This window comes from Bradyrhizobium sp. 147 (genome assembly GCF_023073935.1).
GTDB lineage: Bacteria > Pseudomonadota > Alphaproteobacteria > Rhizobiales > Xanthobacteraceae > Bradyrhizobium.
Genome location: NZ_JADPKL010000087.1, coordinates 202,755 through 225,730 on the forward strand (window position 1 = coordinate 202,755; position 22,976 = coordinate 225,730).

35 protein-coding genes and 1 tRNA gene are annotated in these 22,976 nt (G+C 63.1%); 16 read left to right on the top strand and 20 right to left on the bottom strand.

Annotated elements, in window-relative coordinates; translation table 11 throughout:
* Nucleotide 1: 1 nt before the first annotated feature.
* Nucleotides 2–1,231, bottom strand: coding sequence for a lytic murein transglycosylase (locus IVA87_RS20765; RefSeq protein ID WP_247334792.1), 1,230 nt, complete (start codon nt 1,229–1,231; stop codon nt 2–4).
* 145 nt (nt 1,232–1,376) lie between these two features.
* On the opposite strand from IVA87_RS20765, the gene IVA87_RS20770 reads away from it, so the two are divergent.
* Together IVA87_RS20770 and IVA87_RS20775 are read left to right on the top strand one after the other, a co-directional pair.
* Complete coding sequence (locus IVA87_RS20770; protein WP_247334794.1) at nt 1,377–1,637, top strand: hypothetical protein; 261 nt, start codon at nt 1,377–1,379, stop codon at nt 1,635–1,637.
* 60 nt (nt 1,638–1,697) lie between these two features.
* Nucleotides 1,698–1,949 carry a hypothetical protein gene (locus IVA87_RS20775; protein WP_247280988.1) on the top strand — a complete coding sequence of 84 codons (252 nt, stop codon included), beginning with the start codon at nt 1,698–1,700 and terminating at the stop codon, nt 1,947–1,949.
* Here IVA87_RS20775 and IVA87_RS20780 read toward each other — a convergent pair.
* A complete protein-coding gene (locus IVA87_RS20780) occupies nt 1,946–2,470 on the bottom strand; it encodes a MarR family transcriptional regulator (RefSeq protein ID WP_247334796.1) in 525 nt (174 codons plus the stop codon). The two genes, IVA87_RS20775 and IVA87_RS20780, sit on opposite strands and share 4 nt — an antisense overlap.
* 53 nt (nt 2,471–2,523) lie before the next feature.
* Here IVA87_RS20780 and IVA87_RS20785 point away from each other — a divergent pair, with 53 nt between their 5' ends.
* On the top strand, nt 2,524–3,003 hold the full coding sequence (locus IVA87_RS20785) for a carboxymuconolactone decarboxylase family protein (RefSeq protein WP_247334798.1): 480 nt from the start codon (nt 2,524–2,526) through the stop codon (nt 3,001–3,003).
* A gap of 21 nt (nt 3,004–3,024) precedes the next feature.
* Nucleotides 3,025–3,528, top strand: coding sequence for a cupin domain-containing protein (locus IVA87_RS20790; protein ID WP_247334801.1), 504 nt, complete (start codon nt 3,025–3,027; stop codon nt 3,526–3,528).
* 30 nt (nt 3,529–3,558) lie between these two features.
* Here the strand turns inward: IVA87_RS20790 and IVA87_RS20795 are convergent, their stop codons facing one another.
* The 3 genes from IVA87_RS20795 to efp form a co-directional block, all read right to left on the bottom strand.
* Nucleotides 3,559–4,545 (bottom strand): DUF808 domain-containing protein, encoded by a 987-nt coding sequence (locus IVA87_RS20795; RefSeq protein ID WP_247334804.1) that lies wholly within the window; start codon nt 4,543–4,545, stop codon nt 3,559–3,561.
* Between the two features lie 82 nt (nt 4,546–4,627).
* Entirely contained in the window at nt 4,628–6,250 is a 1,623-nt protein-coding gene (locus IVA87_RS20800) for a M23 family peptidase (RefSeq protein ID WP_247334808.1), read from the bottom strand.
* A 24-nt stretch (nt 6,251–6,274) separates the two neighbouring features.
* Nucleotides 6,275–6,841: an elongation factor P gene (gene efp / locus IVA87_RS20805; RefSeq protein WP_028177546.1), complete on the bottom strand. Its 567-nt coding sequence runs from the start codon at nt 6,839–6,841 to the stop codon at nt 6,275–6,277.
* A 162-nt stretch (nt 6,842–7,003) separates the two neighbouring features.
* Between efp and epmA the strand changes: the two genes are divergently transcribed.
* Genes epmA through IVA87_RS20820 form a run of 3 tightly spaced genes read left to right on the top strand, consistent with a single transcriptional unit; the run spans nt 7,004 to nt 9,445 of the window.
* Nucleotides 7,004–8,056 carry an EF-P lysine aminoacylase EpmA gene (gene epmA / locus IVA87_RS20810; RefSeq protein WP_247334811.1) on the top strand — a complete coding sequence of 351 codons (1,053 nt, stop codon included), beginning with the start codon at nt 7,004–7,006 and terminating at the stop codon, nt 8,054–8,056.
* Nucleotides 8,053–9,147 carry a lysine-2,3-aminomutase-like protein gene (locus IVA87_RS20815; RefSeq protein WP_247334814.1) on the top strand — a complete coding sequence of 365 codons (1,095 nt, stop codon included), beginning with the start codon at nt 8,053–8,055 and terminating at the stop codon, nt 9,145–9,147. Before epmA ends, IVA87_RS20815 begins: the two co-directional genes overlap by 4 nt.
* 43 nt (nt 9,148–9,190) lie before the next feature.
* On the top strand, nt 9,191–9,445 hold the full coding sequence (locus IVA87_RS20820; protein WP_247280996.1) for a hypothetical protein: 255 nt from the start codon (nt 9,191–9,193) through the stop codon (nt 9,443–9,445).
* Between the two features lie 71 nt (nt 9,446–9,516).
* On the opposite strand, the gene IVA87_RS20825 is transcribed toward IVA87_RS20820, so the two are convergent.
* From IVA87_RS20825 to IVA87_RS20850, 6 genes are all read right to left on the bottom strand, one after another.
* Nucleotides 9,517–10,602: a 3-deoxy-7-phosphoheptulonate synthase gene (locus IVA87_RS20825; RefSeq protein WP_346657675.1), complete on the bottom strand. Its 1,086-nt coding sequence runs from the start codon at nt 10,600–10,602 to the stop codon at nt 9,517–9,519.
* Nucleotides 10,603–10,835: 233 nt separating this feature from the next.
* Nucleotides 10,836–11,414 carry an HdeD family acid-resistance protein gene (locus tag IVA87_RS20830; protein WP_247334817.1) on the bottom strand — a complete coding sequence of 193 codons (579 nt, stop codon included), beginning with the start codon at nt 11,412–11,414 and terminating at the stop codon, nt 10,836–10,838.
* Nucleotides 11,415–11,485: 71 nt separating this feature from the next.
* Nucleotides 11,486–12,526, bottom strand: a complete 1,041-nt coding sequence (locus tag IVA87_RS20835; protein ID WP_247334820.1) for a PrsW family glutamic-type intramembrane protease — start codon at nt 12,524–12,526, stop codon at nt 11,486–11,488.
* Between the two features lie 237 nt (nt 12,527–12,763).
* Nucleotides 12,764–13,036 carry a carbohydrate porin gene (locus IVA87_RS20840; protein WP_247296825.1) on the bottom strand — a complete coding sequence of 91 codons (273 nt, stop codon included), beginning with the start codon at nt 13,034–13,036 and terminating at the stop codon, nt 12,764–12,766.
* 96 nt (nt 13,037–13,132) lie between these two features.
* On the bottom strand, nt 13,133–13,759 hold the full coding sequence (locus IVA87_RS20845; protein WP_247296822.1) for a PilZ domain-containing protein: 627 nt from the start codon (nt 13,757–13,759) through the stop codon (nt 13,133–13,135).
* A gap of 210 nt (nt 13,760–13,969) precedes the next feature.
* Nucleotides 13,970–14,044: transfer RNA gene (locus IVA87_RS20850), tRNA-Glu, on the bottom strand.
* A 223-nt stretch (nt 14,045–14,267) separates the two neighbouring features.
* On the opposite strand from IVA87_RS20850, the gene IVA87_RS20855 reads away from it, so the two are divergent.
* The 3 genes from IVA87_RS20855 to IVA87_RS20865 are packed head-to-tail and all read left to right on the top strand — an operon-like array spanning nt 14,268 to nt 15,009.
* Nucleotides 14,268–14,522 carry a PilZ domain-containing protein gene (locus IVA87_RS20855; RefSeq protein ID WP_247296819.1) on the top strand — a complete coding sequence of 85 codons (255 nt, stop codon included), beginning with the start codon at nt 14,268–14,270 and terminating at the stop codon, nt 14,520–14,522.
* A 56-nt stretch (nt 14,523–14,578) separates the two neighbouring features.
* The gene (locus IVA87_RS20860; protein ID WP_247334875.1) at nt 14,579–14,836 is read left to right on the top strand and encodes a hypothetical protein; all 258 of its coding nucleotides are present in this window, start codon (nt 14,579–14,581) and stop codon (nt 14,834–14,836) included.
* A gap of 5 nt (nt 14,837–14,841) precedes the next feature.
* Nucleotides 14,842–15,009 (top strand): hypothetical protein, encoded by a 168-nt coding sequence (locus tag IVA87_RS20865; protein WP_247334822.1) that lies wholly within the window; start codon nt 14,842–14,844, stop codon nt 15,007–15,009.
* A 126-nt stretch (nt 15,010–15,135) separates the two neighbouring features.
* On the opposite strand, the gene IVA87_RS20870 is transcribed toward IVA87_RS20865, so the two are convergent.
* Together IVA87_RS20870 and IVA87_RS20875 are read right to left on the bottom strand one after the other, a co-directional pair.
* On the bottom strand, nt 15,136–15,774 hold the full coding sequence (locus IVA87_RS20870) for a glutathione S-transferase (RefSeq protein WP_247334825.1): 639 nt from the start codon (nt 15,772–15,774) through the stop codon (nt 15,136–15,138).
* A 287-nt stretch (nt 15,775–16,061) separates the two neighbouring features.
* Nucleotides 16,062–16,514: a VOC family protein gene (locus tag IVA87_RS20875; RefSeq protein WP_247334828.1), complete on the bottom strand. Its 453-nt coding sequence runs from the start codon at nt 16,512–16,514 to the stop codon at nt 16,062–16,064.
* A 471-nt stretch (nt 16,515–16,985) separates the two neighbouring features.
* Between IVA87_RS20875 and IVA87_RS35170 the strand changes: the two genes are divergently transcribed.
* Complete coding sequence (locus IVA87_RS35170) at nt 16,986–17,117, top strand: hypothetical protein (RefSeq protein ID WP_256466494.1); 132 nt, start codon at nt 16,986–16,988, stop codon at nt 17,115–17,117.
* Between the two features lie 50 nt (nt 17,118–17,167).
* Here IVA87_RS35170 and IVA87_RS20880 read toward each other — a convergent pair whose 3' ends face one another.
* The 3 genes from IVA87_RS20880 to IVA87_RS20890 all read right to left on the bottom strand — a co-directional run bounded on the left by IVA87_RS20880 (nt 17,168) and on the right by IVA87_RS20890 (nt 17,958).
* A complete protein-coding gene (locus IVA87_RS20880) occupies nt 17,168–17,377 on the bottom strand; it encodes a hypothetical protein (RefSeq protein ID WP_247334831.1) in 210 nt (69 codons plus the stop codon).
* A gap of 178 nt (nt 17,378–17,555) precedes the next feature.
* Nucleotides 17,556–17,708 carry a hypothetical protein gene (locus IVA87_RS20885; protein ID WP_247281008.1) on the bottom strand — a complete coding sequence of 51 codons (153 nt, stop codon included), beginning with the start codon at nt 17,706–17,708 and terminating at the stop codon, nt 17,556–17,558.
* A gap of 58 nt (nt 17,709–17,766) precedes the next feature.
* Nucleotides 17,767–17,958, bottom strand: a complete 192-nt coding sequence (locus IVA87_RS20890; protein WP_247334833.1) for a DUF3072 domain-containing protein — start codon at nt 17,956–17,958, stop codon at nt 17,767–17,769.
* Between the two features lie 95 nt (nt 17,959–18,053).
* Between IVA87_RS20890 and IVA87_RS20895 the strand changes: the two genes are divergently transcribed.
* Nucleotides 18,054–18,287: a hypothetical protein gene (locus IVA87_RS20895; protein WP_247334836.1), complete on the top strand. Its 234-nt coding sequence runs from the start codon at nt 18,054–18,056 to the stop codon at nt 18,285–18,287.
* A complete protein-coding gene (locus tag IVA87_RS20900; RefSeq protein WP_247334837.1) occupies nt 18,284–18,508 on the top strand; it encodes a hypothetical protein in 225 nt (74 codons plus the stop codon). Before IVA87_RS20895 ends, IVA87_RS20900 begins: the two co-directional genes overlap by 4 nt.
* A gap of 295 nt (nt 18,509–18,803) precedes the next feature.
* On the opposite strand, the gene IVA87_RS20905 is transcribed toward IVA87_RS20900, so the two are convergent.
* The 3 genes from IVA87_RS20905 to IVA87_RS20915 all read right to left on the bottom strand — a co-directional run bounded on the left by IVA87_RS20905 (nt 18,804) and on the right by IVA87_RS20915 (nt 20,379).
* On the bottom strand, nt 18,804–18,989 hold the full coding sequence (locus tag IVA87_RS20905; RefSeq protein ID WP_247296801.1) for a hypothetical protein: 186 nt from the start codon (nt 18,987–18,989) through the stop codon (nt 18,804–18,806).
* A gap of 437 nt (nt 18,990–19,426) precedes the next feature.
* Nucleotides 19,427–19,729, bottom strand: a complete 303-nt coding sequence (locus tag IVA87_RS20910) for a hypothetical protein (RefSeq protein ID WP_247334838.1) — start codon at nt 19,727–19,729, stop codon at nt 19,427–19,429.
* Nucleotides 19,730–19,887: 158 nt separating this feature from the next.
* On the bottom strand, nt 19,888–20,379 hold the full coding sequence (locus tag IVA87_RS20915) for a hypothetical protein (protein ID WP_247334839.1): 492 nt from the start codon (nt 20,377–20,379) through the stop codon (nt 19,888–19,890).
* A gap of 352 nt (nt 20,380–20,731) precedes the next feature.
* Here IVA87_RS20915 and IVA87_RS20920 point away from each other — a divergent pair, with 352 nt between their 5' ends.
* From IVA87_RS20920 to IVA87_RS20930, 3 genes are all read left to right on the top strand, one after another.
* On the top strand, nt 20,732–21,028 hold the full coding sequence (locus tag IVA87_RS20920) for an HU family DNA-binding protein (RefSeq protein ID WP_008558895.1): 297 nt from the start codon (nt 20,732–20,734) through the stop codon (nt 21,026–21,028).
* 650 nt (nt 21,029–21,678) lie between these two features.
* Nucleotides 21,679–21,816 carry a hypothetical protein gene (locus tag IVA87_RS20925; protein ID WP_247281017.1) on the top strand — a complete coding sequence of 46 codons (138 nt, stop codon included), beginning with the start codon at nt 21,679–21,681 and terminating at the stop codon, nt 21,814–21,816.
* Between the two features lie 835 nt (nt 21,817–22,651).
* Complete coding sequence (locus IVA87_RS20930; RefSeq protein WP_346658373.1) at nt 22,652–22,849, top strand: hypothetical protein; 198 nt, start codon at nt 22,652–22,654, stop codon at nt 22,847–22,849.
* Here the strand turns inward: IVA87_RS20930 and IVA87_RS35175 are convergent.
* Nucleotides 22,846–22,971 (bottom strand): hypothetical protein, encoded by a 126-nt coding sequence (locus IVA87_RS35175; RefSeq protein WP_256464568.1) that lies wholly within the window; start codon nt 22,969–22,971, stop codon nt 22,846–22,848. The two genes, IVA87_RS20930 and IVA87_RS35175, sit on opposite strands and share 4 nt — an antisense overlap.
* Nucleotides 22,972–22,976 lie beyond the last annotated feature (5 nt).

A 22,976-nucleotide genomic window follows, 5' to 3' on the forward strand; every position in this document is an offset into this window, starting at 1 on the left:
CTTACAATCCCTGCCGCAGTCTCGCCAACACCTTCAGCCCGCCATAGCCGTCCGCCGGCGTGATCCCTGCGCGCTGCTGAAAATCCTTGACCGCCTTCATCGTGTCGTTGCCGACGCGGCCGTCGGTGCCGCCGGTATCGAAGCCGGCCTTGGTCAGGCGCGTCTGCATCTCCTGCACCTCGGCAAGCGTCAGCGCGCGCTCGGAGCCGGGGAAGGGCTGGATGAACGGGGGCGCGCCCAGGCAGCGGTCGCCGAGATGGCAGATCGCGAGCGCGTAGTTCATGGAAGGGTTGTAGCTCTTCACCGAGTAGAAATTCGGTCCGAGCAGGAAGCTCGGCCCGCCCGTAACAGGCGTCCACAGCTGCGCCGACGCATTCGGTTGCGGGAATGGCTGGCCGTCGGCGCGGGTGACGCCGGCCGCTTGCCACGCCGCATAGGTGCGGCTGCCGCTGATGTTGCCGGGCGCGCGCACTTCGTAGCCCCAATGCTCGCCGCGATGCCACTTGCCGCGATTGACGAGATATTTTGCGATCGAGCCCAGCGCGTCATCGGGCTTGCCGAAGGGCGAGACCTTGCCGTCGCCGTCATAGTCGATGCCGACATTGAGCCAGACTTCCGGCATCCATTGCGAATGACCCATCGCGCCGGCCCAGGATCCCTGCATCTGCTCCGGCGTGCTCCAGCCCTTGTCGACGATGCGCAGCGCGTTGATCAGCTCGGTCTCCCAATAGGTCTTGCGCCGCGGTTCGTTCCAGGCGAGCGCAGCGAGCGAGGGAAATACCGGGGTCATATGGTTCTGCTGCACCAGGGGATCGCCATAGGCGGACTCGACGCCCCACAGCGCCAGGAGCGTGCCGCGCTCGACGCCGAAATCGCGCTCGATGCGCGCGAACAGCGCTTCGTTGTTCTTCAGCGCGATCTTGCCGTTGATGATGCGCCAGTCCGAGACGCGGCGGTTGATGTATTGCCAGACCTGCTCGTGGAATTCCGGCTGGTTGCGCATCTGCTTGAACACGCTCATGTCCGGCTCGACCCGCGCCATCGCGCGCTGCCAGGTCGCCGCCGAAATGCCCTTGGCCAATGCCCGCGCGCGAAAGGCTTCGCGCCATTCATCGAAGCCTGGAGGCGCGGCGAGGGCGCGTTTCGGGAGTGCAAGTAACGCCGCTGCACCGAACGTCGATTGCAGCAGGGCGCGGCGAGTTGGATAGGATGAGGAATCAACGTGCGTCATGGGCACATTCTAGCCCGAAACATGGCGCGTGTGAGTCGGTTCCTGGAACGGATGCCGCGCCTGATCTTGCGCGGCCGGATCAATCGTTCCGTCGGAACAAATCGCCGCAGCCTCGCATTCCCCTTGCGACAACGAGGAGGAGAAGATGAGGAAATATCTGTTTGCCGCCGCCATGGCCACAGTCATCGCGGCGCCCGCATTCGCGGACGAGGTCGGCGTTCACGTCGGGCCGGCCGGCGCCGGTGTGACGGTTGGTCAGTCCCATGAATATCGCGAGCGCGATCGAGATCGCGACCACACCACGGTCATCAAAGAGCGTGAGCCCGCCGACCGCACCACCGTGATCAAGAAGGAAGATGAATTCGGCAATCGCGAGAAGACTGTGATTCATCACGACAACGATTGACGGAGCATGGGTCTCGGCCTGCGGCCGGGGCCCGCACTCGGCGAAAAGAATTGGGGTGGAATGAAGATACACGCACATGCGGAAAGCCATGTCGTCGAGCTCGACGACGGATCGCAATGGCAGATCTTTCCCGGCGATCTTGCGACTACGCTGAGCTGGAAGCCCGAAACCGATCTGCACCTGGAGCCGAGCCGCGACCGGGTGAGTTCGCATGTGCTGGTCAATGCCGCGGACCGAACCCGGGTGCGGGTGATTGCCGCGGGCGAGACTTGGCCCGACGGCGAGGTCAAGAACGCGTTGAAGGGCGGCTAATCCTCCTGCAACTCGGTCGCGACCCCGGCGAGCCAGCGCCGGATCGTCGTTTCCGTCTTACTGTCCAAACCCAGAGCGAGGCGCTTCTCCAATTCGAGCACACGTTGCCGGCACGCCTTTAGCAGCGTCGCGCCCCGCGGCGTCAGCGTCCATTGCTGAATGCGGCCATGGACCGGATGCGGCGTCATTGCGATGGCGCCGTCGCGTTCGAGGTTGCGGATGATGACGCCGACCGTCTGGGGGGTCAGGAAGGTGAGGCGGGCGACGTCGGCGCCGGACAGGCCGGGATAGGCGTTGAGCATGGTCAGCACCGCGAATTGCGGCGAGGTCACGCCGAGATCGGCGAGGGTGCGCTCCATTTTCAGACGGACCGCGGCGTGGGCCTGGCGCAGCAGATAGCCGAGATAGCCTTGCTCGCCGCGCTTGCCTTCGCCGGGAGCGGGTACACGCACGGCGACGTCGCCGGCGGGCGCCGCGCGCGCGGTTTTCGATCTTGTGACGACAGCGGTCTTGTGTGACATATAAGAGCTCTTATAAGATATAAGCACGCTTACAATAATCGAGGTGAACGGCAATGTCACACGCCCGCAGCGAATACGAGGATTTCAAGCGCCTCGCGCCCGATGTCTATGATCTGGTGCTGGCGCTGGGTCAGCTTGCAACCAAGGCCGGTCTCGACAAGCAGCTCATCGAACTCGTCAAGCTGCGCGCCTCGCAGATCAACGGCTGTGCCTTCTGCGTGCAGCATCACGTCCTTCTGTCGGAACGGATCGGGGTTCCCACCGACAAGCTCCATCTGGTCGCGGTCTGGCGCGAGGCGCCGATCTTTTCCGCGCGCGAGCGCGCGGCGCTGGCCTGGACGGAGGCCTTGACGATGCTTCCCGGTGGCGTCAGCGAGGAGGTCTATTCGGAGGCAAAGCGCGAGTTCTCCGAAACCGAGCTGACCTACCTGACTTCGGCGGTTGCTTCGATCAACGTCTGGAATCGGTTTGGTGCGGCGTATCGCTGGACGCCGGCCAAACGGCCTGTGGCCACGATTGCCGCGGCATCCTGATCGCAGCGCGAGGAGGTCAGCATGACAGCAATGAGTTTGGCCGCTGCGCAGCGCCCGATAGCGTCTCGTTCAATGGCGATCGCCGCCCTCGGCGGGCTCGCCTGCGCACTCGCAATCGGCAAGGCGCTGCCGGTGACGATCGACACTGTGTCAGGCGCGCTGGCGCCGCTCTGCGCCACGGCTGCGGAGGGTTCGCCGCTCGACAAGGTCGAGCCGATCGGGTCCTACGCGCTGCCGAACGTCCCGGGCAAGCGCGTCACCATCGTGCGTGTGTCCTACGATCCGGGCGGGTTTTCGCAGCCGCATCGTCATGCGGGCTCTGTGACGGCCTACATCACCAAGGGCGAGATCCGCTCGCAACTCGGCGGCGGCCCGATCGAGACGTTTGGCGTCGGCCAGTCCTTCTTCGAGCCGCCGGGCTCGACACATCTCGTCTCCGCCAATGCCAGTACAACAGAGCCGGCAGAATTGATCGCGGTGTTCGTGGCGGATGAGGGCGCGCAGTTGACGACGTTCTTGGAGTAGCTGGCACTCCTAGCCCGGGACCGCATTTGTTCAGGTTGGCTGCGATCGCCTCAATCGTTTCCACAGGGGTGAGAGACCGTATTCGACTGCCGGGATCGCAAGTGCGCCGACAAACAGTCCGAGTACGCCTGAGATGGCTGCTTCGACCGACCATTCGATGATGCCGGCAACGGATGGAAGGACATGTGCGGCAGCCTCGGTTGCGGCATGGACCGTGCGGCCGACCTCGGGTGGGCCGTATTTTTCAATGCCGTGCAGGATGATGCCGCCGCCGACCCAGATCATGGCGGCGGTGCCGATGGTGCTTAGCACCGCCAGGAAGGTGGGCATACCGCGGACGAGCGCGCGTCCAAGCAAGCGGATCGCGCCGCCAGTGACGGAGGCGCTGTCATAGCGGGCAAGGGCCATGCCGACATCGTCCGCCTTCACGATCAGGGCTACCATACCGTAGACCCCGGCAGTGATACAGACGCCAACCAGCGCAAGCACCAGCGCCTGCGTCCAGATGCTCCCCGCCGGGAGTGCTGCCAGCGTGATCGCCATGATCTCCGCCGACAGGATGAAATCTGTCTTGATGGCGCTCGCGACCTTCTCGTCCTCGACCGACCGGGCATTCAGCGCAATCGGCTGGAGCTGAGCTTCGTGGTGGCGTGCATGATGCGGCATCATGGCCTCGAGCACCTTCTCGGCACCCTCGTAGCAGAGAAAGGCTCCGCCCAGCATGAGCAGCGGCGTGACCGCGGCGGGAAGGAAATAGCCAAGCAGCAGGGCAACGGGAAGCAGAAGCAGCAACTTATTGCGTAGCGATCCGACGGCAATCTTGGCGACGATCGGCAGTTCGCGTTTCGAGGCAAAACCGATGACGTAGTTAGGCGTGACCGCCGCGTCATCGATGACCACGCCAGCCGCCTTTGTGCCCGCTTTGGCAGCCTGACTCGCCACATCGTCGAGCGAGGCTGCTGCCGCCTTTGCAATCGCCGCGATATCGTCGAGAAGACCGATCAGTCCGACACTCATAAACCTTTCCCTTCTTCGTTCGAGCCGGCGGTGTGCGCGACGACCCGCTCTTGCTCCGCCTGGGCTTGGAACGAGCAAGTCCTCAATTCTCCTCGCCGCTCGAGCCCTCGCGCAGGTCTTGCTTGATCAAATCTTCCGGCAGCGCGTGTGCCACGGGCTGCGGAGTGCCTGCGACCTCCGGGCCGATCTCGCGGCCGCGGGCGCGGATCAGGTGCTCATAGGCCGAGACCAGCGTGACGTAGGGACTGACCCAGATCCAGCCGTCGCGGGTAAATACCTGCACGTCGAAATGCAAATGCATCGAGGTGCCGGCGGGATGGTCGAGATAGTTCGAGATCACGCCGATCTTCTCGCCTTCGGTGACGATGCGGCCATTGAGCACGCCATCGGCGTTCAGCGCCTGCGGGTTCATGTGCATGTAGCGGAAGCGGATGTGCTCGGTGCGGCTGTTGACTTGCAGCGTCACGGCCTGGTCCTTGGCAGAGCGGATCACGATCGCGTCGCGGACGGCGACGACACCGCGCCGCTTGGGATCGCAGGGCTCGCGGCCTTCGCCGGGCGGCGGGCAATCGGCGGCGCGAATATCCTCGCCCTGGTGACCATACCCGCCGGCGCACTGCCAGACCTCGAAACTGCGGGACTCGCAGAAATTGTCGCGCCAAGGATAGACGGTCGGGCTGTCGCTCCTGTCACGCCTGCCATGGGATTGCGAGCGCACGAAGGCCGGCGCCTTTTCGAGCGGAAAGCGGATCTGTGCATAGGCCATCACGTCGGGATGGCCGCCTTGCTTGCGATAGCCTGTATTCGGGATGATATCGCCGCTCGGTCGATAGCTGAAATCAGCCGAGCGTCCGGCCGGACGATCGAGGACGTTGGAGGCAACGTCCATCAGAGGCCGCATCCGTTGCCCGCCCGCAATCCGGAGCGCCTTCAGGAAGCGTTCTGCGACCGGATAGGCTTCCTTGCAGGCGAGCCGCCGCGGCTTGGCGATGCTGTCAAGGCACTGGATCGACACCACATAGGCAACGCCGAAACGGGTGAAGGCATAGCGCACATAGCCTTCCCGGATGAACCTGCGCAGGTCTGGATAGGTTGCTGCGAGGGGTTTGACCGGCTCGCCCTTGCCGCCAGAGGGATCGGCGATGTCATAGACGAGCGCCGAGCCCGTGATCTGCACCTCGACGGGCCTTGCGTACACCCGGCTCGGCATACCGTCGCCGGCGCCAGGCTCGAACGAGAACGTCGCGCTGTAGCCGGCGGGACCGGCGTCGAACATGTCGACTGGATTGAATTCAGCCTGGTAGCGCGACAGCGCGAGCATAGCCGGCGCGCCGTTGCGCTGCGCCTCGAGATACGCGGCGGCATCGAACGGCAGTAGCACCGGCACGGGGCTGCGGGCGATGCCGGTGAAGAATTGCGAGGAGACCGCGTTGAGCTGCACCAACGCGGGTATTGCGCGCGGATCATGGCGCGGCACCGAACGGCGGGGTGCGAAAATGAAATCGTCCGCGACCCGGGGACGACTATTGATCTCGGCGCGGAGCTGGTCGAGCGCTGCGCGCCAATCGACGCGCAGGGCCGTGAGTGAGGGGCTGCGAAATTCTTCCGCAGCAAGCGAGGTGGTAATGAAGAGCGAAAGCGACGCCAGGAGTTGCGAGACGAAGCGGAAACCCTTCCCAACCACTGTCTCGCCCCCCGGCGGCACTTGTTGCGATCGCTCTGTTCCCCGTTAGTCCTTGGCGCGTTCGGCGTAGGAGCCGTCTTCGGTCATCACCACGACGCGGGTGCCGACGGTGATGTGCGGCGGCACGGTGGTGCGCACGCCATTGGAGAGCACCGCGGGCTTGTAGGAGGAGGAGGCAGTCTGGCCTTTGGTCACCGGCTCGGTGTCGACCACTTCCAGCGTCACACGCTGCGGCAGCGCGATCGAGACCGGGTTGGTGTCGTGCATGGACAGCTTGACCGTCATGCTCTCTTGAAGATAGGCAGCAGCGTCGCCGACGACATCCTTGGAGACCTGGACCTGGTCGTAAGTCTCCGGGTTCATGAAATGGTAGCCGTCACCGTCCTCATAGAGGTAGGTGTAGTTGCGCTCTTCGATCGTGGCCTTTTCGACCTGGTCGGTCGTCTTGTAGCGTTCGGAGATCTTTACCCCGTCCGAGATTCGGCGCATTTCAATCTGGCTGACCGGGGTGCCCTTGCCGGGATGGATGTTCTCGGCGCTGACGACGACATAAAGCTTGCCGTCTTGCTCGATCACGTTGCCCTTGCGAATAGAACTGGCGATGACTCTCAAAGCTGTATTTCCTGCTTGCTTGGCCCGGCACCGGCCAGGACGTGGTCGAATCGATGGGGGACTTGGGGCCTCAAATCGGACCTCGGCGCCCGTTTCGGGCCGCAACATACTGATTTTGCCGTTGGATGCCAGCATTTTGCTGTTCCGAGGGGCAATCGGTTGATGGCTGGGGACAAGCCGATTTCGCCGTTCTGGTCGCCCGGGCGGCACCGCGACCGGCAGCCTTTCCTCCAGGCGAGGGGGCCCATTACGGCGGCTCTCCGGGGATTTTTCGCCGAGCAGGGCTTCGTCGAGGTCGAAACCTCCATCCTCCAGATCTCGCCCGGCAATGAGACCCATCTGCACGCGCCCCGGACCGAGATCATTCGGCCGGACGGCAGCGGCGCCAGCCGCTACCTGCGAACCTCGCCGGAATTCGCCTGCAAGAAGCTGCTGGCGGCGGGCGAGACGCGGATTTTCGAGTTTGCCCGTGTGTTCCGAGACCGCGAGCGCGGCGACCTGCATCTCCCCGAATTCACCATGCTGGAATGGTACCGCGCAGGCGCCCCCTATCACGCCATCATGGCGGACACCGTCGTCGTCATTGCCCGTGCGGCGCGGGCGACCGGCATCGGAACCTTCTCGTTCCGAGGCCGGACCGCCGATCCCTTCGCCGAGCCGGAGCTTGTGACGGTCGCGGGGGCGTTCGAGCGGTTCGCCGGCATCGACCTGCTGTCGACAATCTCGGGCGGCGAGGGTAACCGTGCCGCGCTCGCCGAGGCGGCCGGCGCCAAGGTCCGTGTGGCCGAGGACGACACTTGGTCCGACATCTTCAGCAAGGTTCTGGTTGAGCATGTCGAGCCGCATCTGGGGCAGGGTCGTTTGACCATTCTGTTCGAATACCCATCTCCAGAGGCGGCGCTGGCGCGGGTGAAGCTTGATGATCCGCGGCTTGCGGAACGGTTCGAGGTCTATGCCTGCGGGGTCGAGCTTGCCAACGGCTTTGGCGAACTCACCGACGCCGAGGAGCAGCGCAAGCGCTTCGCGGAATCGATGACGGAGAAGCAGCGCCGCTACGGCGAGGCCTATCCGCTGGACGAGGACTTTTTGGCCGCGGTCGCTGCGATGCCGGAGGCGAGCGGCGTCGCGCTCGGCTTCGACCGGCTGGTCATGCTGGCGAGCGGCGCATCGCGAATTGATCAGGTGGTGTGGACACCGCCTGCGGGTGAGGCATGACGAAGACCAATCTTGCACGCACTTTGCGCGAGCCGGCTGAGCTCGTCGCCGAAGGCCTGGCGCCCGCAGCGACGCTGCCGGCGCTGGAGCGCGTTGCCGCGCGCTATGCGGTGGCGATTACGCCGGCGCTGGTCGAGCTGATTGATACCGCCGATTCCCACGATCCCATCGCACGGCAGTTCGTTCCGAGCGCGGCCGAGCTGAGCGCACAGCCGGGCGAGAACGCCGATCCGATCGGCGATCATCCGCACTCGCCGGTTCCCGGAATTGTCCACCGCTATCCGGATCGCGCGCTGTTCAAGTTGGTTCACGTCTGTGCGGTCTATTGCCGCTTCTGCTTCCGCCGGGAGATGGTCGGGCCCGGTAAGGAAAACGCGCTCTCGGACAGCGCCTATCGCGCAGCGATCGACTACATCCGCGCGCATGGCGAGATCTGGGAAGTCATCCTTACCGGCGGCGATCCACTGATGCTGTCGCCGCGCCGCATGAGCGAGATCATGGCCGATTTGGCGGGGATCGATCACGTCAGGATCATCCGTCTTCACACCCGCGTGCCCGTGGCCGATCCCGCACGCGTCAGCGACGAGATGGTCGCCGCGCTCAAGGTCGAGGGAGCGACCACCTGGGTCGCGTTGCACGCCAATCATGCGCGGGAACTGACCGGAACGGCGCGCGCCGCCTGCGCGCGGCTCGTTGATGCCGGCATTCCCATGGTGAGCCAGTCCGTGCTTTTGCGCGGCGTCAATGACGACGTCGCCGCTCTGTCGGATTTGATGCGAGCTTTCGTCGAATGCCGGATCAAACCCTATTACCTGCATCATGGCGATCTCGCGCCGGGCACTGCGCATCTGCGAACCACGCTGGCGCAGGGACAGGAATTGATGCGGCAGTTGCGTGGGCGGGTGTCAGGGCTGTGTCAGCCTGATTATGTCGTCGATATTCCCGGCGGCGCCGGCAAGTCGCCGGTCGGGCCGAATTATGTGGTGGTGGCACAAAATACCGCAGGCGATGCGGGTGAAGCGGGAGCCGAAACGCGCTATCGTATCATGGACTATTGCGGCGACGTTCATCTCTATCCGCCGGAAACATGAGCGGTGCCGGAGCGTGCGTCGGTTTGAGAATGGAGAAGCGGACATGAAAAAGATCATGGTGGCAGCATCGCTCGTGGTCTTGCTCGGTGGCGCGGCGGTTGCACAGACCGGCGGCTCCAAGGGATCGACATCGGGCGGCGCCACCTCTGGAACGGTGTTGCCGGCACCTGTCGGTCACCGCCAGCCGCGCGCGGCCGACGTGCCGAGCGAAAAGAATCTGAGCGACGCCAACGATCCCTTGAGCAAGGAAAACCAGGCGCTCGACAAGAAGATCAAGAGCATCTGCCGGGGCTGCTAGGGACCGCACCTCTCCCCGCCGGGGAGAGGTGAAGAATTGAGCCCGCGACTGGCACTTCGCCTCGTCACCTCCTAAGCTGATCGCTCGTGCAGACCAGCGCGCTGGGTGTTGCGGCGGATCTCGACTGCATCGGCGAGCTGCTCAAGCACGGCGGCCGTGGTCGTCCAGTCAATGCAGCCGTCGGTGATGCTCTGTCCATAAGTGAGCGGTTTGCCGGGCACCACATCTTGACGGCCGGCGACCAGATTGCTCTCGATCATCACGCCCATGATGCGGTTCTCGCCGCTCGAGATCTGGCCGGCAATATCGGTCGTCACCAGCGGCTGGTTCTCCGGCTTTTTGCTCGAATTGGCGTGGCTTGCATCGATCATCACGAGCGGCGCAACGCCGGACTTGGTCAGCTCGTTGCAGGCGGCCGCGACGCTTGCCGCGTCATAGTTCGGCTTGCTGCCGCCGCGCAGGATGATGTGGCAGTCCTCGTTACCCGCGGTCGAGGCGATCGCCGAGCGGCCGAGCTTGGTCACCGCCATGAAATGATGCGGATGCGAGGCCGACTTCACCGCGTCCGCGGCGATCCGCACGTTGCCGTCGGTGCCGTTCTTAAAGCCGACTGGGCAGGACAGCCCCGACGCCAGCTCGCGATGGATCTGGCTCTCGGTCGTACGCGCGCCGATCGCGGCCCATGACACCAGGTCGGCAATGTATTGCGGCGTCGTCATGTCCAGGAATTCGGTGCCGGCGGGCAGGCCGAGATTGTTCACCGCCGACAGCACGTTGCGCGCCAGACGCAGGCCCTTGTTGATGTCGAAGCTGCCGTCGAGATCGGGATCGTTGATCAGGCCCTTCCAGCCGACCGTGGTACGCGGCTTCTCGAAATAGACCCGCATCACAATCTCGAGCTGGTCGGCGAGGTCTTCGCGCAAGCGTACGAGGCGCTCGGCGTAGTCGAGCGCGGCCCTGGGATCATGCACCGAGCACGGGCCAACCACGACCAGCAGGCGGTCGTCCTGGCCGCCCAGGATCGCATGGATGGCGTTGCGCGCCGCCATCACCACACGCGTCGCGGTGAGCGTGCGCGGGACCTCCCGCATCACCTCTTCCGGCGTGTTCAGCTCTTTCAGTTCGCGGATACGAAGATCGTCGGTCGTGCTCAGCACGGCGGGCTCCTGTCTGTTAAGAACCTGCCGGCCAATAAAAAAGCCGCCAGGTCTGGCGGCTTGTTCGGACGTTTGCTGCAATGTGTCAGATTGAGCGCGATCCTCCCGCCGCCAGCGAGCTGTCGTAGCTAAAGTACCAAAAATAGCTGGTGGTGACGGTGATCATGGCAGGCCATATAGCGCGGCGCTGGCGGGTTGTCACCCCCCAAACAGAACACGGCGCAACGAGCGTCTCAGGTGTTGCTCTTGCGTGCCGCCAGGGCCATGCCGATCAGGGTGGCGCCGCCGAACAGCAGGTTGATACCGACCAGGACGCCGATCGCCCATTCCGCCGAGCTTGGCAGTCCGGCGATTACCATGAAGGAGATCGCGATGTCGACGAGGCCCGAGATCAGAAGCCATGACCAGCGGCTGCTCAGCTCGCGACGGTGCTCCAGTGCGTACATGATGGTGGTGACGCCTTCGGCGAGAAAATACGCACCGAGCACGATGGTCAGCGTCAGCACCGCTTGGATCGGCCGCGCCAGCAGAATTCCGCCGGCGAGCACCGCCAGCGCGGCCGAGATCAGCGACCACCAGAACCCCGGCGTGCTGCGCGCCCAGTAGGTCGCGATCAATCCGCCGATGCCGCTGATCAGGAACATCCAGCCGAGGAAGATCGCGGTCGCAAGGCTCGCGAGCGGCGGCAGGATCAGCGCGGCAATGCCGAGAACGGCGAGCAGGATGCCTTCGAACAGAAAGGCCTTCCAATGCGCCTTGACCGCCTGGCTCATCGCCGATTGCATCCGTGAAAACTCCTCGGGCGATGTCATCGGCAGGCTCCGGGACGAGAGGGCTGGACTCAATCTACTAGGTGCGTGGCGCGCTGGCCATCCCGCGAGGGTCACCCCCCGCCGGGCGCCGAGGAAAAACCTTCGGCGCTGGTGCGGATGCGGTTGCGGCCGAGAATGTAGATCGCGGTCGTGACAATCAGAAGTGCAAGACCGAGCAGGATCGAGGTGAGGCCGATCGGGATCAGCGCCAGCGTCAGATTGCGCTCGGGATTGATGAGCCAGTGATGGAGCGAGGTCAGCACGAAGGCGAGGCCGAGGAAGCCGACGCCGCCGCCGGCAAGCAGCAGCGCCCACATCCGGCGCAGCTGGCTGAGCCGCTCGCGGGCGACCTCGGTCCGCGGCGCGTGATGGCGCGCGACCCGCCGGACCAGGCGGATGGCGAACGCGATCGAGCTGAAGCCGATCAACAGGCTCGCCGCGCCCAGCCACATCCGCAGCGTCGGGTCCAGGTCCGGCATGCGCTGGAGAGTGAGCAGCGGGAAATCGAACGCCGAATGCAGCGCGAGCGGGCCGGCGAAGATCAGCAAGCGGCTGGACAGGCGGGCCCAGTCGCGATGGTGGCGGTTGGCTCCGAGCGCCGTGCCGGCACGGGCAATGGTGAGGTAGGCGCCCGCGATGATGCCGAGCGCGCCGTGGAACGGCACCGTCAGCACGCTGCGCAGGGCGGCCAGCGAGCGCCACATCTCGGCATGCTGCACCAGGTAGGCAAGATTCTCGTAAGCGGCAAAGCCGAGGCCGACTGCGGCACCATAGACCACGGTGTCCATCGGATTGGCGAAGGTCCGCCGCTTGGTCGAGGAGACCAGCACGATGGCGATCACCTTGACGGCTTCCTCCGGCAGCGCGACGCCGAAGACCGAATGCATGGCGAGCGCCGCCCAGGGATCGTCGGGCGCTGCGACCATCTTGGCGAAGGGGGCACGGGCGAGGCCCAGCAGCGAGATGCTGGCCGCCCCGAGCAGGAAGGCGGTCCAGACCTGGGCGGGCGGGCCCGGGCGCTCCTCGGCGGCGATGACAAGCCACAGCATCAGCAGCGCAGGCGCGACGGCGGCAGTTCCGATGACAGTGGGTAGCGCTTCAATCAGGTACATCGGCGCCGAAAATAGGTTCCCTTGATGAGCTTATCTACATTCACCGGTGCGACCATGTGTCATGCGCTCGCTGTCGGCTCGCTTAACGAGCGCGACAGCCAGCTTCATCAGGGCGCCAAACGCCAAATGTGAGCATCATCAATTGCATGGCAAAGCCAGCTCGTCACCTGTGGCAGCGCGCCCCGTCACGGGATCTGATTGGTAAGTCAGATCAAGCGAATGGGTGGGTTTCCTCGCTCAATGGGTGGTGAACGGCGGTGGCCCGCTGGGAGCGATATCGAAGGCTCCGAGATGGAATTCCGCGCCAACGGAATCGTCCGGCTCGGCTGGTTGCGCTAGCAGCGTGAAGGCGGCCTGCGGATATCGCTTCCAGATTTCGAGATCGCCGGCGGTGATGGTGAGCCAGCCGAAGGTATAGATGTAGCGTCCGGGCTCGGTGACCCGGCCAACCCTGTCCCAAGTGATCTTATCAACTGTGATCTTATCAACCGTGATCTTGTCGACTGCCATTCGGTCCCCCGATCGCAAGTCTGCAATGTGACATCCGGATCGGCAAAAACTGATCCTGCAATGGGGCCGCGATAGGGCAGCGATCTGCCCGGCTTCTCAGGCCGACTGGAGCATGGGCGTGCGGACAATCAGCCGGACGAGGTCGTCCCGGGACTGCTTCTCGGCGAACTTGACCGCAAAGCCGTGGTGGAATTTGCGGATCACGCGCCCGACGCAGGCGCCGACCGCAAGCGGGGTTCCAATCGGCGGGTCGTATTCGCAGGAGATCGCGACGCCTGCGGTGGAGACGTCGATGATGAAGCACGAATGGGTGCTGCCGTTGGCAAGCGTCAGGAACGTGTGCGGGACTTGCGGAACGAAACGCGCGTCTTGCCGCAACTCCTGAACGCTGGCGTCCTTCTGTTTTTTCTCGAGCCAGGTGAGCTTTTCGGACATCCAGGCGCGCCGCGCCCGCGTCATGTCGAGCTCCATCAGGAAGCCTGACTTCAGCGTCGCGCTGATCGTGCACTGGAATTCGCCGAAATCCTGGAAGTAGGAGGTCAAGCGCTCGCCGACCTTGCCGACCACAGGTACGTCGACGATCATGCGGAAGGGTGAGACGCGCTTCGTGCGGCAGGCGAAGCTGCGCAGCTTGCCCTCGCAATCATACCAGCGCGGCAGCGAGTAGCTGCCGTTCAAGGTGACTTCCACTGCACGCTGCCTCAGGAACTCTGCAACAGACATGAACGCCAACCGGGGGTTTCGGGGTGATTTCCGTAATTCGACGGTAGCGGCCAAATTCTAAGCAAACGATACCATCGCGCAGGAGCAGGGGTAAATTTCCGGTAAATGCGCGGATCGGTCGGATATTGGGCTGATGACGTGCAGGCGGCCTGCATCAGGCGCGCCTTGCCCCGAAATGGCAGGCTGAAGAGGCGGGAGCTCGATAGAGCGTGGCGCTCCCTAGCGGAATCGAACCGCTCTCTCCACCGTGAAAGGGTGGCGTCCTAACCGATAGACGAAGGGAGCAAACGCAGGGCCCCGCCGCTTTCCGCGGCACGGCCGCTGGCCGGCCGAACAGTGCCCGGCAGCTTGCAGCGCGCGAACGTATAGTGGCCTTTGCGCTCCCGGGCAAGCCGTTCGGGAACGCTCTTTTGCTCCCGGTGGATAGCGCCGAGCCGGGATGATCAGGGGGCGAATTCAACGGTTTCTTAGGGTTCCCTGAGTAGCGCTGGAGTGGGAGATTTTTCCGATGCCACCGCCCAAGAAGCGCTCAGAGCGCAAGCTGCTGTCGCGGCACGCCTGGATCACGCTCGACGGCGGATTCGCGGCGCGGCATTGCCTGGTCCAGGACATCTCGGCTACGGGCGCGAAGATCACGATGGACGAGGACGCGAGCCAGCTTCCCGGAGTAATCCGGATGGCCTTCGCGCGCGATGCGCGGACCGGGCGAAGCTGCCAGGTGGTCTGGCGCCGCGGCAAGTCGGCCGGCATCAAATTCCTCTGACATCGCTGTGCGCCGATGCGATGGCGCGTACGGCCCGTCCGGGCTACAACGCGGCCATGCGCATGCCGCTCCTCATCCTGATCACGTTTGCTGCCGTGTCCGCGAGCGCGGCTGAGAGCCTGCACCTGCCGCCTGCGGAGCGGCCGCAGACGGGCAAGGAGACCGGCAAGACCCTGCCGCTGAAGGGCACGGCCGGTGCGGGAAAGGCCGGCTCCTGCGCCTCCTATGGTCCGCGCTTCGTCATGGTCGAGGCCACCGGGACCTGCGTGAAGGTCGGCGGCTCGGTCAGCGTCGACACCAGCATCCGCCGCTAAGGCCCATGTCGGCGGACCTGTTGCGGCTCGATATCCTCGTCCCCGTGCTGATGTATTGCGCGCTGCTGTGGTGGGTCGGCCGTGGCCTCAGCTGGACCGCACGGCTCGCCACCGCGGCGGTGACGCTGGTGCTGATCATCTGCGTGCTGCTGGTCGAACGCGGCTGGCTCTAGGGCCACAACAAAATATGCGAAAACAACCCCATGCACAGTAGCCATCAAGTGCTGCCGTGACGCCGGGCGCTTGCGCCGCGACGACGATTCCTCGCGCGATCATCGCAACTTACGCCGCGTCAGTGGTCACGACATCGGCGGTGCGACGAATTGCGCAAATCCGGACCGCTTGCCGAGCTCGGCGAGCCAGCGCGTGAGGTGCGGCTGCGCCGGACGGCTGATGCCTTCGACGCCGAGCCAGCGCCGCGCGTAGGACCCGATCGCGATGTCGGCGAGCGTGAATGCATCACCCTCGATGAAACGGCGCGAGGCAAGCAGGCCGTCGGCGATGGCCCAAACCTCGGCAGCGGCATCGGCATCGCGCTGCACTTGGAGCATGTCGCGCTCGGCGGGCGCGGTGCGAACGATGCCCCAGAACACCGGGCGATCGACCGGCTGCACCGTCGACAGCGTCCAGTCGAGCCAACGGTCGACCGAGGCGCGCAACTTCGGCGCCTCCGGGTAGATCGGCGTGCTGCGCCCATGGGCGAGGCAGAGATAGCGCATGATCGAATTGGACTCCCACAGCGCGAAATCGCCCTCGACCAGCGTCGGAATCCGCGCATTGGGATTCATCGCCAGATACTCGGCCTCGCGGGTCTTGCCGTATTGCATGCCGGCATCGATGCGCTCGTAGGGCAGGCCGAGCTCGGTGAGGCACCACAGCACCTTCTGCACGTTGACCGAGTTGGCGCGGCCCCAAATCGTCAGTTTGGTGTCAGGCATGAGGCGTCTCCCGCGGCGTTGTCGTTTGCGCGCCTGATAGCGGAATTCGCCTCAGCGAGCGATGCGCGATTGCGCCGAGCCCCTCATGCAAAAAGCTCCGCCCGGGGCGGAGCCTTCATTGCAAATTCAACGCGACGCTCAGCGGCCGAAGAACAGCCACAACAGAATGATCACCGGAATCGGCACGCCAAGCATCCACAGCAACAGCCCTCTCGCCATCGCATCCTCCTCCAATCGGCTTCGTTGGGAAGAGAACGACGGGCGAGAGGGCTTGTTCCTGCTGGGTCTTACCAATGGCCGGTATTGGGCATCGATGCCCAAGGCTCCTGCGGCGGCTTCGGTTCGCCCTTCTGCAACAGCTCGATCGAGTGCAGGTCGGGCGAGCGGACAAAAGCCATGTTGCCGTCGCGCGGCGGCCGGTTGATGGTGACGCCGGCCTGCATCAGCTTCTCGCAGGTGGCGTAGATGTCGTCGACCTCATAAGCGAGATGGCCGAAGAAGCGATCCTCGCCGTACTTCTCCTCGTCCCAATTCCAGGTGAGCTCGACCAGCGGCGCGCCGCGCGTCTGCGGCTGCTTCTTCAGCCCTTCAAGATCATCCGTCGAGCACAGGAACACCAGCGTGAAGCGCCCCTTGTCGTTCTCGATCCGGCGCACCTCCTTCAAGCCCAGCGCATCCTGGTAAAACTTGAGCGCGACATCGAGATTGCGCACGCGCAGCATGGTGTGGAGGTATCGCATGGTTGTTGCTCCCTAGAACGGATGGAGGGTCTTGCTTTTCGGCCGGGACGGCGAGGGCTAGGAGATAGCAGGAAAAGGGAATGAGGGGCAGGGGGCGGGCGCAGGTGTGCGTGAGCGGAATACAGCGTCCTGTGGCCCGCTGGCCAAGTCCTTCTGACAAGCCCGTCAGAGTCGAGCCGAAGTTCTAAGCTGACGTGGAGTCTCGCGACATCACATCCGAAGGGTTGTTGCGCGCCAGCTTATTCAAGGGGCTGAGCAAAGGAACGCGCCGTTCCTATCTGCGTTTTAGCTTCCACAGTGTGAGTAGAGTACCGGCCGTGAAACCGGATCGCGTGAGGGTAGCCGTCAAACAGGCCCAGGTTATTCTAGCAAGTTATGTCGAGCCGGGGTCGCGCGACGGCAATAAGACAATCAATGATCTGCTGGATGTTCTCGATGACGAAGAGCTGATCGAGGCCATGGAGAGGGAAGATGCGCAAGGCACTGGCAGAACTAAGTGAGGACGAACGTGACGTGTTGCTTTATCTGGCCGACCTCGGCACTGCAGCATGTCTCTCTGGCCTGATCGTCAGCATCATCAAGTTCATAGGCGATCTGTTTTGACAAAGCTCGACTGCCCCGCCTGCTTCGGTATGGAGCCACGGGAAAGTCCATTAGCGAACTACGCCTGCCGCATCGTCCTCGTTCGGCAAGAGCCAATCAATCGCAAGTAGGCCGGCCTCAACTACAACGAAGGCGGCAATGCCGCCGAGCAGTCCGAAGAACACAATCGAGAAGGTCGCGAGCAAAATCGCGCAGAAGACGTCGGCCAGCACCTTGCAAATGCGTTGCGCCTGGTCCTGCCTGGATGTGAAGTACGGCATCTTGGCTTCTCCAGAATTTGGATCAGCCTAGCCAAAACGAGCAGCGGTCGTCCATTCCCCATGGACGGCAGGGCCCGCCGCGCCCTCGCACGCTTGCATCCGTTCTGGCAGGGGCGACCCAAATGCGGCGCAGACGGAGGAGCACCTCCGCCAGGGCGCGCAACGCGACACCAGTTGCTCAGGCGGCCTTCTCGGCCGCTTTCGCGATGATCTCGACTTCGAAGTAGCCGACGTCACGGAGCTCGGCGGCCTTCTTCTCGGCCGCTTCCCTGGTGTCCCTCTTCAAAATGATCTGCCCGGCACCGTCGCGGGCGCAAACGAAATAAGGCATTTTCGATTCCCAATTTCGTTTGCATACACACGGCCCCGGGTTCCCGCAATCATGGGGGTCATTCCTCCAGCCCGGCCTTTTGCCGCATCGTGTCGATTAGCTCGGAGGCCTCGGCCTTGGTCAGCTCTTTCTCAGGCAGGTTCTGATGGGCCTGCTCGGCGAGTGTCTTGAGGTAAGATTCCTGGGCTCCTGTCATCGGGTCATCCCCGGAAACCCACTCTTTCGGGTCCTTCTGGGTATTGTCGGCCATCACACGTCTCCTTTTTCTTTTTCGTCCAACGTCTGACTCGACTCTTCGTTCCGTTTTTGTTCTCATAAGCCATATTCAAAATCGCGGGGTTGAACATGCCGGACCTGGACGCTGTCAGGCGGGAGATCGAATGGATGCGCATCCAGATGGGGAGGCAGAGGAAGGAAATCCTCCAGCTACAGCGGGCGGGTTTTGGGACGGCATCGGCCGAAGCCCTGCTGTCGCGGATGGAGGCGAAGGTTGAAAGTCTCTGTGCCCAGCGGGACGCGCTGAAGAGTGCGCAGCCGCGCCAGACCAAGGGCGGGGTGCTTGGCGGGAGAACGTGGTGAGCAGGCGTTGGTTCGACGACGAGCAAGGGCTCTCGCCCTTCCTGACCGCGCTCGAGGATGTTCGCCGAAAGGCGACGCGGGAGGGGTGGTGCTATCCCCACGTCCAGGCCATCATCGTGGCCATCGACCAATATGCGGAAGCAGCGACAGGTAACCGCGAGTATTTCCTGAACAAGCCGGTTTCAATTGGTGAGAGCCGGAAGGTCAAGGACAGTCCGTGAGAAAGTCAGGATGGGCGACGATTTACGAGGACAGTGCACTCAATTGGCGACTTGCCCACAGAGGCTGCGATCATAAACGCGCGCCATGTGCCTCACGCCGGATTCAAGATCGGCGGTGACAGGCCGTTGAAGTTGTTGAACGTCGTTGTCGTCGACAAGGGCAAGCCGATGACGGAGCTCATCAAATAGCAACGCGTTCATAGGTGCTGCCATGAATCGAAGTCGGGTCGTTGCAGCCTCGGAGGACCAGGGCCGCCCGCGTGGAGCTGAAGAGCGATGCGATCGAGCTAGTGCGTCACTTGGCGTAACCCTGAGAGCGGAGCCAGGCGATCTTGCGGTCGCCGTTGATCCAGTCGTCGGCATCCGCCTTGCTGGTGAATCCGCTGATTTCGCGCTGTTCGCTGTCGGGGTAGTCTGCCAGTATCTTCCAGTCGTTCTCTGAGATCCGGGCGGTTTTGAAAGTAACTTTGATTTTTGCCATGCAGCATTATGCAGGAAATGCTTCCAAAAGAGAACCCCATCCTGCAGCTCGCATGCTGGCTTCCTCCCAAGCTTGCTGCAAGCTGCTTCAACGGTGACGGTGCGAATGCTTCCGCCCGCTGCTGAAGAGCCATGCGGCTCGTAGCGATCGGCTTCGCTCGCTCGTTCGAGGGTCACCTCTCCCCAGCCGGCAAGGCCTATCGCATGTCAAGGAACGTAGCGATAGCTCGCCCGGAGCCCATCCGTCAGACGCCCGCTTCTGGCGGGCCTCAGGTCGCTTTGTGGCGAGATATCAGCGTCATGGTGAGGAGGCCGCCGACGCGGGCGTCTCCGGACAATGCTTTGCATCGCCGGGCAAACATGCCGGCCGAACACCTTCGGCAACTACGGGAGAGGTGAACCCTCGGCCCATACCGATTCACCCACAAGCCTCCCGCTTCAGGCTGCGATCCGTTGCTCGACGGGGACCGTCAGGTATTTGAGCACTTCTGCGTGCTCGAGATCAGGAACCGCGATGGCCGTGTGGCTGTACATCGCATGGCTCCGCGAGTTTGCGATCTTGTCCAGGATCTCTTTGCCTTTGACGACGTGGAGGCCCATGCCGTCTCCAGAGGGGAAGATCGCGAGCACGACGTCATAGGCTGCGATGACGGCTCGCAGCGCTTCGGCCTTGTCCTCGGCGACATCGACGAAAATACGCACGTCAGCTGCGAGTTCACGCAGCTCGTTAAAATCCAGCACTGTCGGGATACTCCAACGCAACGATACTGATGCGAGATTGGAGGCGTTAGGTTACCGAAGTCTCAACAAGGCGTGCCGAGTCACAAGTTTCACGATGAGGTGACCCGCAGTGCTCTCTAAAGCGCGCGATGAGATAACCGCTGCACACTTTTCCGGATCTAGCGCTTGGCTTCGTCTTTGCGAAGCCGGGCCTCCGCGCTCCCGTCCTCGAGCTTCAAGGCGAGGCCGTCATAGCTCAGCTTGAGCCCACGGCCGACGATCCATGTCCAGCCCTCGCGGTCCTTGGCTGGCTGGGCGTTGAACTGGTCGGAGATCGATTTGACGGCAATGTCCTGCGGCCCCGGATTGGTCAACTCCGCATGGACACGCCAGATCGGATGCCTGACGTCGGCCTCGTCGCTATGGACCGTGACCTTGGCGCCATTGATGTCGCATTCGAGGGTGTACGAACCGCGGATCTGGCGGCAGAGGTAGCGACGTTGACTGACGAGTTTGCTTGTCTCGTCGAATGTCATTCCGGGCGAGAAGCCGAAGATGTCGGATTTTTTCACGAGGGCCAAGGACGCAGGCTTCAAGAAGCTTGGCTGGATGGCGACGAGGGCGGCGATTGCAACAACGATCAAGCCTGCGATGACGATAGCAACCTTCATGAGCCCCCCACGAGAAACCTCTCGACCATATAGCAGCTGCGGCGTCCTAACAGGCATCCAACAGCGAAAACCCCGCCTGGGGGAAGCGGGGCTTTCTGGCGGGGTGAAGCTTAGGGACTTCAAGAGTAAGACGCGCCAGGGGGCAAATGGTTCAACAAGTACCGGCACATGCCGTGACACCGTTCACCGGATATCGGGAACCGCAGAGAGCCCCTGCTTGCGTTTTGAGCCTCGATAGGCTCTAAGCCCGTCACTTCATGACCTCTGGCATGAATCAGAAGCGCGCCTCCGCGGGTCCGGCCGCGTCCACAGCAGAGTTGTTCGCGCGCACCCCTTCAAAGGAATTCAGAACATGGCGAAGATGACGAAGACCCAATTGATCGATGCAATTGCGGAAGGCACGCAGCTGTCGAAGAACGACGTGAAGTCGGTGATCGAATACATGGCGACGGTCGGCTACAAGGAGCTCAACGAGTCCGGCGAGTTCGTCATTCCCGGCTTCGTCAAGATGTCGGTGGTGAACAAGCCGGCGACCGAAGCCCGGATGGGCATCAATCCCTTCACCAAGGAGCCGATGCAGTTTGCGGCAAAGCCGGCGAGCAAGTCGGTCAAGGCCTCGCCGCTGAAGGTGGCCAAGGACGCCGTCTAAGGCCGGAGATGCTTCGCGAAGGATCACGACGGGTCAACCGCTGAAAAAAGTGGTGTTCGGCGACGGCAACGCCGAACATCACCACGACGATCAGGAGAAGCCACAGGGGGCGCCGACTATTTTGTCCCGGCGCGCCCTGCGGTTTGCCGCAAGCGGGCACACTGAAAGACCGGTCGGGATTTAGCTCTCACCGAACTGGCAGATCATCGGCGCCTCGGCGCAAGTCCTCGCACGTGGCGCGGGAACTCCGGGACCTGGTGCCGCATCGCACCAGGGCCGGCGCCATCGAATTCGGCCAGACAATGCGACAAAGGAAAACTCGTCCCGCGGCGGTCGCCTGCCGCCCAGCCGCGGCTGAAAAGAAAAACCCCGCGCGTTCGCACGGGGCTCTCTTGGCTGGCGACGTTGGGATTTCAGCGCCTGGCGGCCTGCCACGCTCGTAACGTAAGGTTGAAAATCCAAATAGCAACAGCGCCGCGATGACGGGATATGTTCGTCAGGCGGCGCTGCCGTATGACGAGGCGCTGAAATCCCGGGCCTGCGCAGCGCGGAGCAGGTTCAAGCCGCCAAGCCCTGTGGAATTTCGGGGAGGGACTGGACTTTTTGTTCTCATTTTGTTCTAGCTGATCATCTTCAGTTGGAGGTGATTCATGACCGTCGAGAAACAGCGCGAAGTGATCAGGCTCTGGAACGAGCTCAGAAAGCTCGATGGCCCGGCCGCAGAAGAGCTCCGCATCCAAATCCTGGAATGCTTTTCGGAGAAGGGCAAAGCCAAGCGGGCGGCGTGATTGGATCAGCGAACGCCATCGCTGATTGCCCTTGAAAGCCAACGTGACGGAACGAACCTGTGACGTCAGCGTTCGCGCAGCATGACATGCCCGCAATGCGCCAAGCCGATGACGGCCAACTCACCCAACAGCTTTCGATGCGAGCCGTGCCGTGAGATCGTCATCGTGTTCGCCGTCAGCTCGAAATTCTTACCGCCGAAAATATTTCCGCCAAGGACTCATGCGCCGAAGACGTGACTGCGCACGCTTTCACGGATCGTTAGGATTCGCGCCCCGCTGATTTTTCCGACTCCGATTCGTTCTTTGCGAACGAAATGGAGTCGGATGCAGAACAAGCCGCGCCTTCTGTGTCGATGCGGGACACGTCCGTCACGGCGGGCTGCGCATGCTGTCGTTCGGTGCGTCCGCCACTCGCAGCCACGCCAAGGCAGCTAACGGTGCCGCAGCGACCGACCTTACGTGATCGGACGTTCGCCGCGCGCCGCCTCACGGCCTATTAAGGATTGCTCCGCGCCGATTTCCTGGATTCCGATTCGTTCTTTGCGAACGAAAAGGAGTCGAAGCTGGAACAAAGGCGGTCGGGAGCGGCGGGCCGTGACGGCGCGGTCCTTCCGCGCGATGCAGAAGCGGCGCACCGCGATCGCGCGCAACGCCTAACGAAAGCTTGGGCGAAAGCAAATAACCCTATTCGGTTAGGTTAAAAGTCCAATCGCGTTGCACTTGCCGCTACTTGGGATAGGTGTCTGGCAACGACAATCAAGGAATGACCTTGCAAGAAATCACCTTGCAAGAAACGACCTTGCAAGAAACGCGTTTGCTCAGAAGCCATTTTATCATGACGCCATTTTCGGAGCCGACCTTTCATCAAGGCGACCGCCACACCTACCGGCGCGTCGCCATCGTCGGCACGCTCTTCTGTCTCGCTTTCGTGGCAATAAGCTTTTCGCTGCTGCCGCAGGCCGAGGACACCCGTGTCGCGGTCAAGGCGGATCGGCTGATGCGCACGGCAGGGCAGGCGCCGTACGCGAACTAGCGCTTCTCGCCACAAATCCGATCGTCCGCGGACGTATCCCGGAACATGCCGCCGCGCGTTGCGAGCGCGACGAAACCGGCATAACCGGACAGGTTGAGCAGGACTTCGAGCCACACCGGCATGTCGG

What these genes read in the sequence shown, in the direction of transcription:
- IVA87_RS20765 (WP_247334792.1), bottom strand. Translation starts at nt 1,231, where the DNA reads ATGACGCACGTTGATTCCTCATCCTATCCAACTCGCCGCGCCCTGCTG.
- IVA87_RS20770 (WP_247334794.1), top strand. Translation starts at nt 1,377, where the DNA reads ATGAGGAAATATCTGTTTGCCGCCGCCATGGCCACAGTCATCGCGGCG.
- IVA87_RS20775 (WP_247280988.1), top strand. Translation starts at nt 1,698, where the DNA reads ATGAAGATACACGCACATGCGGAAAGCCATGTCGTCGAGCTCGACGAC.
- IVA87_RS20780 (WP_247334796.1), bottom strand. Translation starts at nt 2,470, where the DNA reads ATGTCACACAAGACCGCTGTCGTCACAAGATCGAAAACCGCGCGCGCG.
- IVA87_RS20785 (WP_247334798.1), top strand. Translation starts at nt 2,524, where the DNA reads ATGTCACACGCCCGCAGCGAATACGAGGATTTCAAGCGCCTCGCGCCC.
- IVA87_RS20790 (WP_247334801.1), top strand. Translation starts at nt 3,025, where the DNA reads ATGACAGCAATGAGTTTGGCCGCTGCGCAGCGCCCGATAGCGTCTCGT.
- IVA87_RS20795 (WP_247334804.1), bottom strand. Translation starts at nt 4,545, where the DNA reads ATGAGTGTCGGACTGATCGGTCTTCTCGACGATATCGCGGCGATTGCA.
- epmA (WP_247334811.1), top strand. Translation starts at nt 7,004, where the DNA reads ATGGCTGGGGACAAGCCGATTTCGCCGTTCTGGTCGCCCGGGCGGCAC.
- IVA87_RS20815 (WP_247334814.1), top strand. Translation starts at nt 8,053, where the DNA reads ATGACGAAGACCAATCTTGCACGCACTTTGCGCGAGCCGGCTGAGCTC.
- IVA87_RS20820 (WP_247280996.1), top strand. Translation starts at nt 9,191, where the DNA reads ATGAAAAAGATCATGGTGGCAGCATCGCTCGTGGTCTTGCTCGGTGGC.
- IVA87_RS20830 (WP_247334817.1), bottom strand. Translation starts at nt 11,414, where the DNA reads ATGACATCGCCCGAGGAGTTTTCACGGATGCAATCGGCGATGAGCCAG.
- IVA87_RS20835 (WP_247334820.1), bottom strand. Translation starts at nt 12,526, where the DNA reads ATGTACCTGATTGAAGCGCTACCCACTGTCATCGGAACTGCCGCCGTC.
- IVA87_RS20840 (WP_247296825.1), bottom strand. Translation starts at nt 13,036, where the DNA reads ATGGCAGTCGACAAGATCACGGTTGATAAGATCACAGTTGATAAGATC.
- IVA87_RS20845 (WP_247296822.1), bottom strand. Translation starts at nt 13,759, where the DNA reads ATGTCTGTTGCAGAGTTCCTGAGGCAGCGTGCAGTGGAAGTCACCTTG.
- IVA87_RS20855 (WP_247296819.1), top strand. Translation starts at nt 14,268, where the DNA reads ATGCCACCGCCCAAGAAGCGCTCAGAGCGCAAGCTGCTGTCGCGGCAC.
- IVA87_RS20860 (WP_247334875.1), top strand. Translation starts at nt 14,579, where the DNA reads ATGCGCATGCCGCTCCTCATCCTGATCACGTTTGCTGCCGTGTCCGCG.
- IVA87_RS20865 (WP_247334822.1), top strand. Translation starts at nt 14,842, where the DNA reads ATGTCGGCGGACCTGTTGCGGCTCGATATCCTCGTCCCCGTGCTGATG.
- IVA87_RS20870 (WP_247334825.1), bottom strand. Translation starts at nt 15,774, where the DNA reads ATGCCTGACACCAAACTGACGATTTGGGGCCGCGCCAACTCGGTCAAC.
- IVA87_RS20875 (WP_247334828.1), bottom strand. Translation starts at nt 16,514, where the DNA reads ATGCGATACCTCCACACCATGCTGCGCGTGCGCAATCTCGATGTCGCG.
- IVA87_RS35170 (WP_256466494.1), top strand. Translation starts at nt 16,986, where the DNA reads ATGCGCAAGGCACTGGCAGAACTAAGTGAGGACGAACGTGACGTGTTG.
- IVA87_RS20880 (WP_247334831.1), bottom strand. Translation starts at nt 17,377, where the DNA reads ATGCCGTACTTCACATCCAGGCAGGACCAGGCGCAACGCATTTGCAAG.
- IVA87_RS20885 (WP_247281008.1), bottom strand. Translation starts at nt 17,708, where the DNA reads ATGCCTTATTTCGTTTGCGCCCGCGACGGTGCCGGGCAGATCATTTTG.
- IVA87_RS20890 (WP_247334833.1), bottom strand. Translation starts at nt 17,958, where the DNA reads ATGGCCGACAATACCCAGAAGGACCCGAAAGAGTGGGTTTCCGGGGAT.
- IVA87_RS20895 (WP_247334836.1), top strand. Translation starts at nt 18,054, where the DNA reads ATGCCGGACCTGGACGCTGTCAGGCGGGAGATCGAATGGATGCGCATC.
- IVA87_RS20905 (WP_247296801.1), bottom strand. Translation starts at nt 18,989, where the DNA reads ATGGCAAAAATCAAAGTTACTTTCAAAACCGCCCGGATCTCAGAGAAC.
- IVA87_RS20915 (WP_247334839.1), bottom strand. Translation starts at nt 20,379, where the DNA reads ATGAAGGTTGCTATCGTCATCGCAGGCTTGATCGTTGTTGCAATCGCC.
- IVA87_RS20920 (WP_008558895.1), top strand. Translation starts at nt 20,732, where the DNA reads ATGGCGAAGATGACGAAGACCCAATTGATCGATGCAATTGCGGAAGGC.
- IVA87_RS20925 (WP_247281017.1), top strand. Translation starts at nt 21,679, where the DNA reads ATGACCGTCGAGAAACAGCGCGAAGTGATCAGGCTCTGGAACGAGCTC.
- IVA87_RS20930 (WP_346658373.1), top strand. Translation starts at nt 22,652, where the DNA reads ATGACGCCATTTTCGGAGCCGACCTTTCATCAAGGCGACCGCCACACC.
- IVA87_RS35175 (WP_256464568.1), bottom strand. Translation starts at nt 22,971, where the DNA reads ATGCCGGTGTGGCTCGAAGTCCTGCTCAACCTGTCCGGTTATGCCGGT.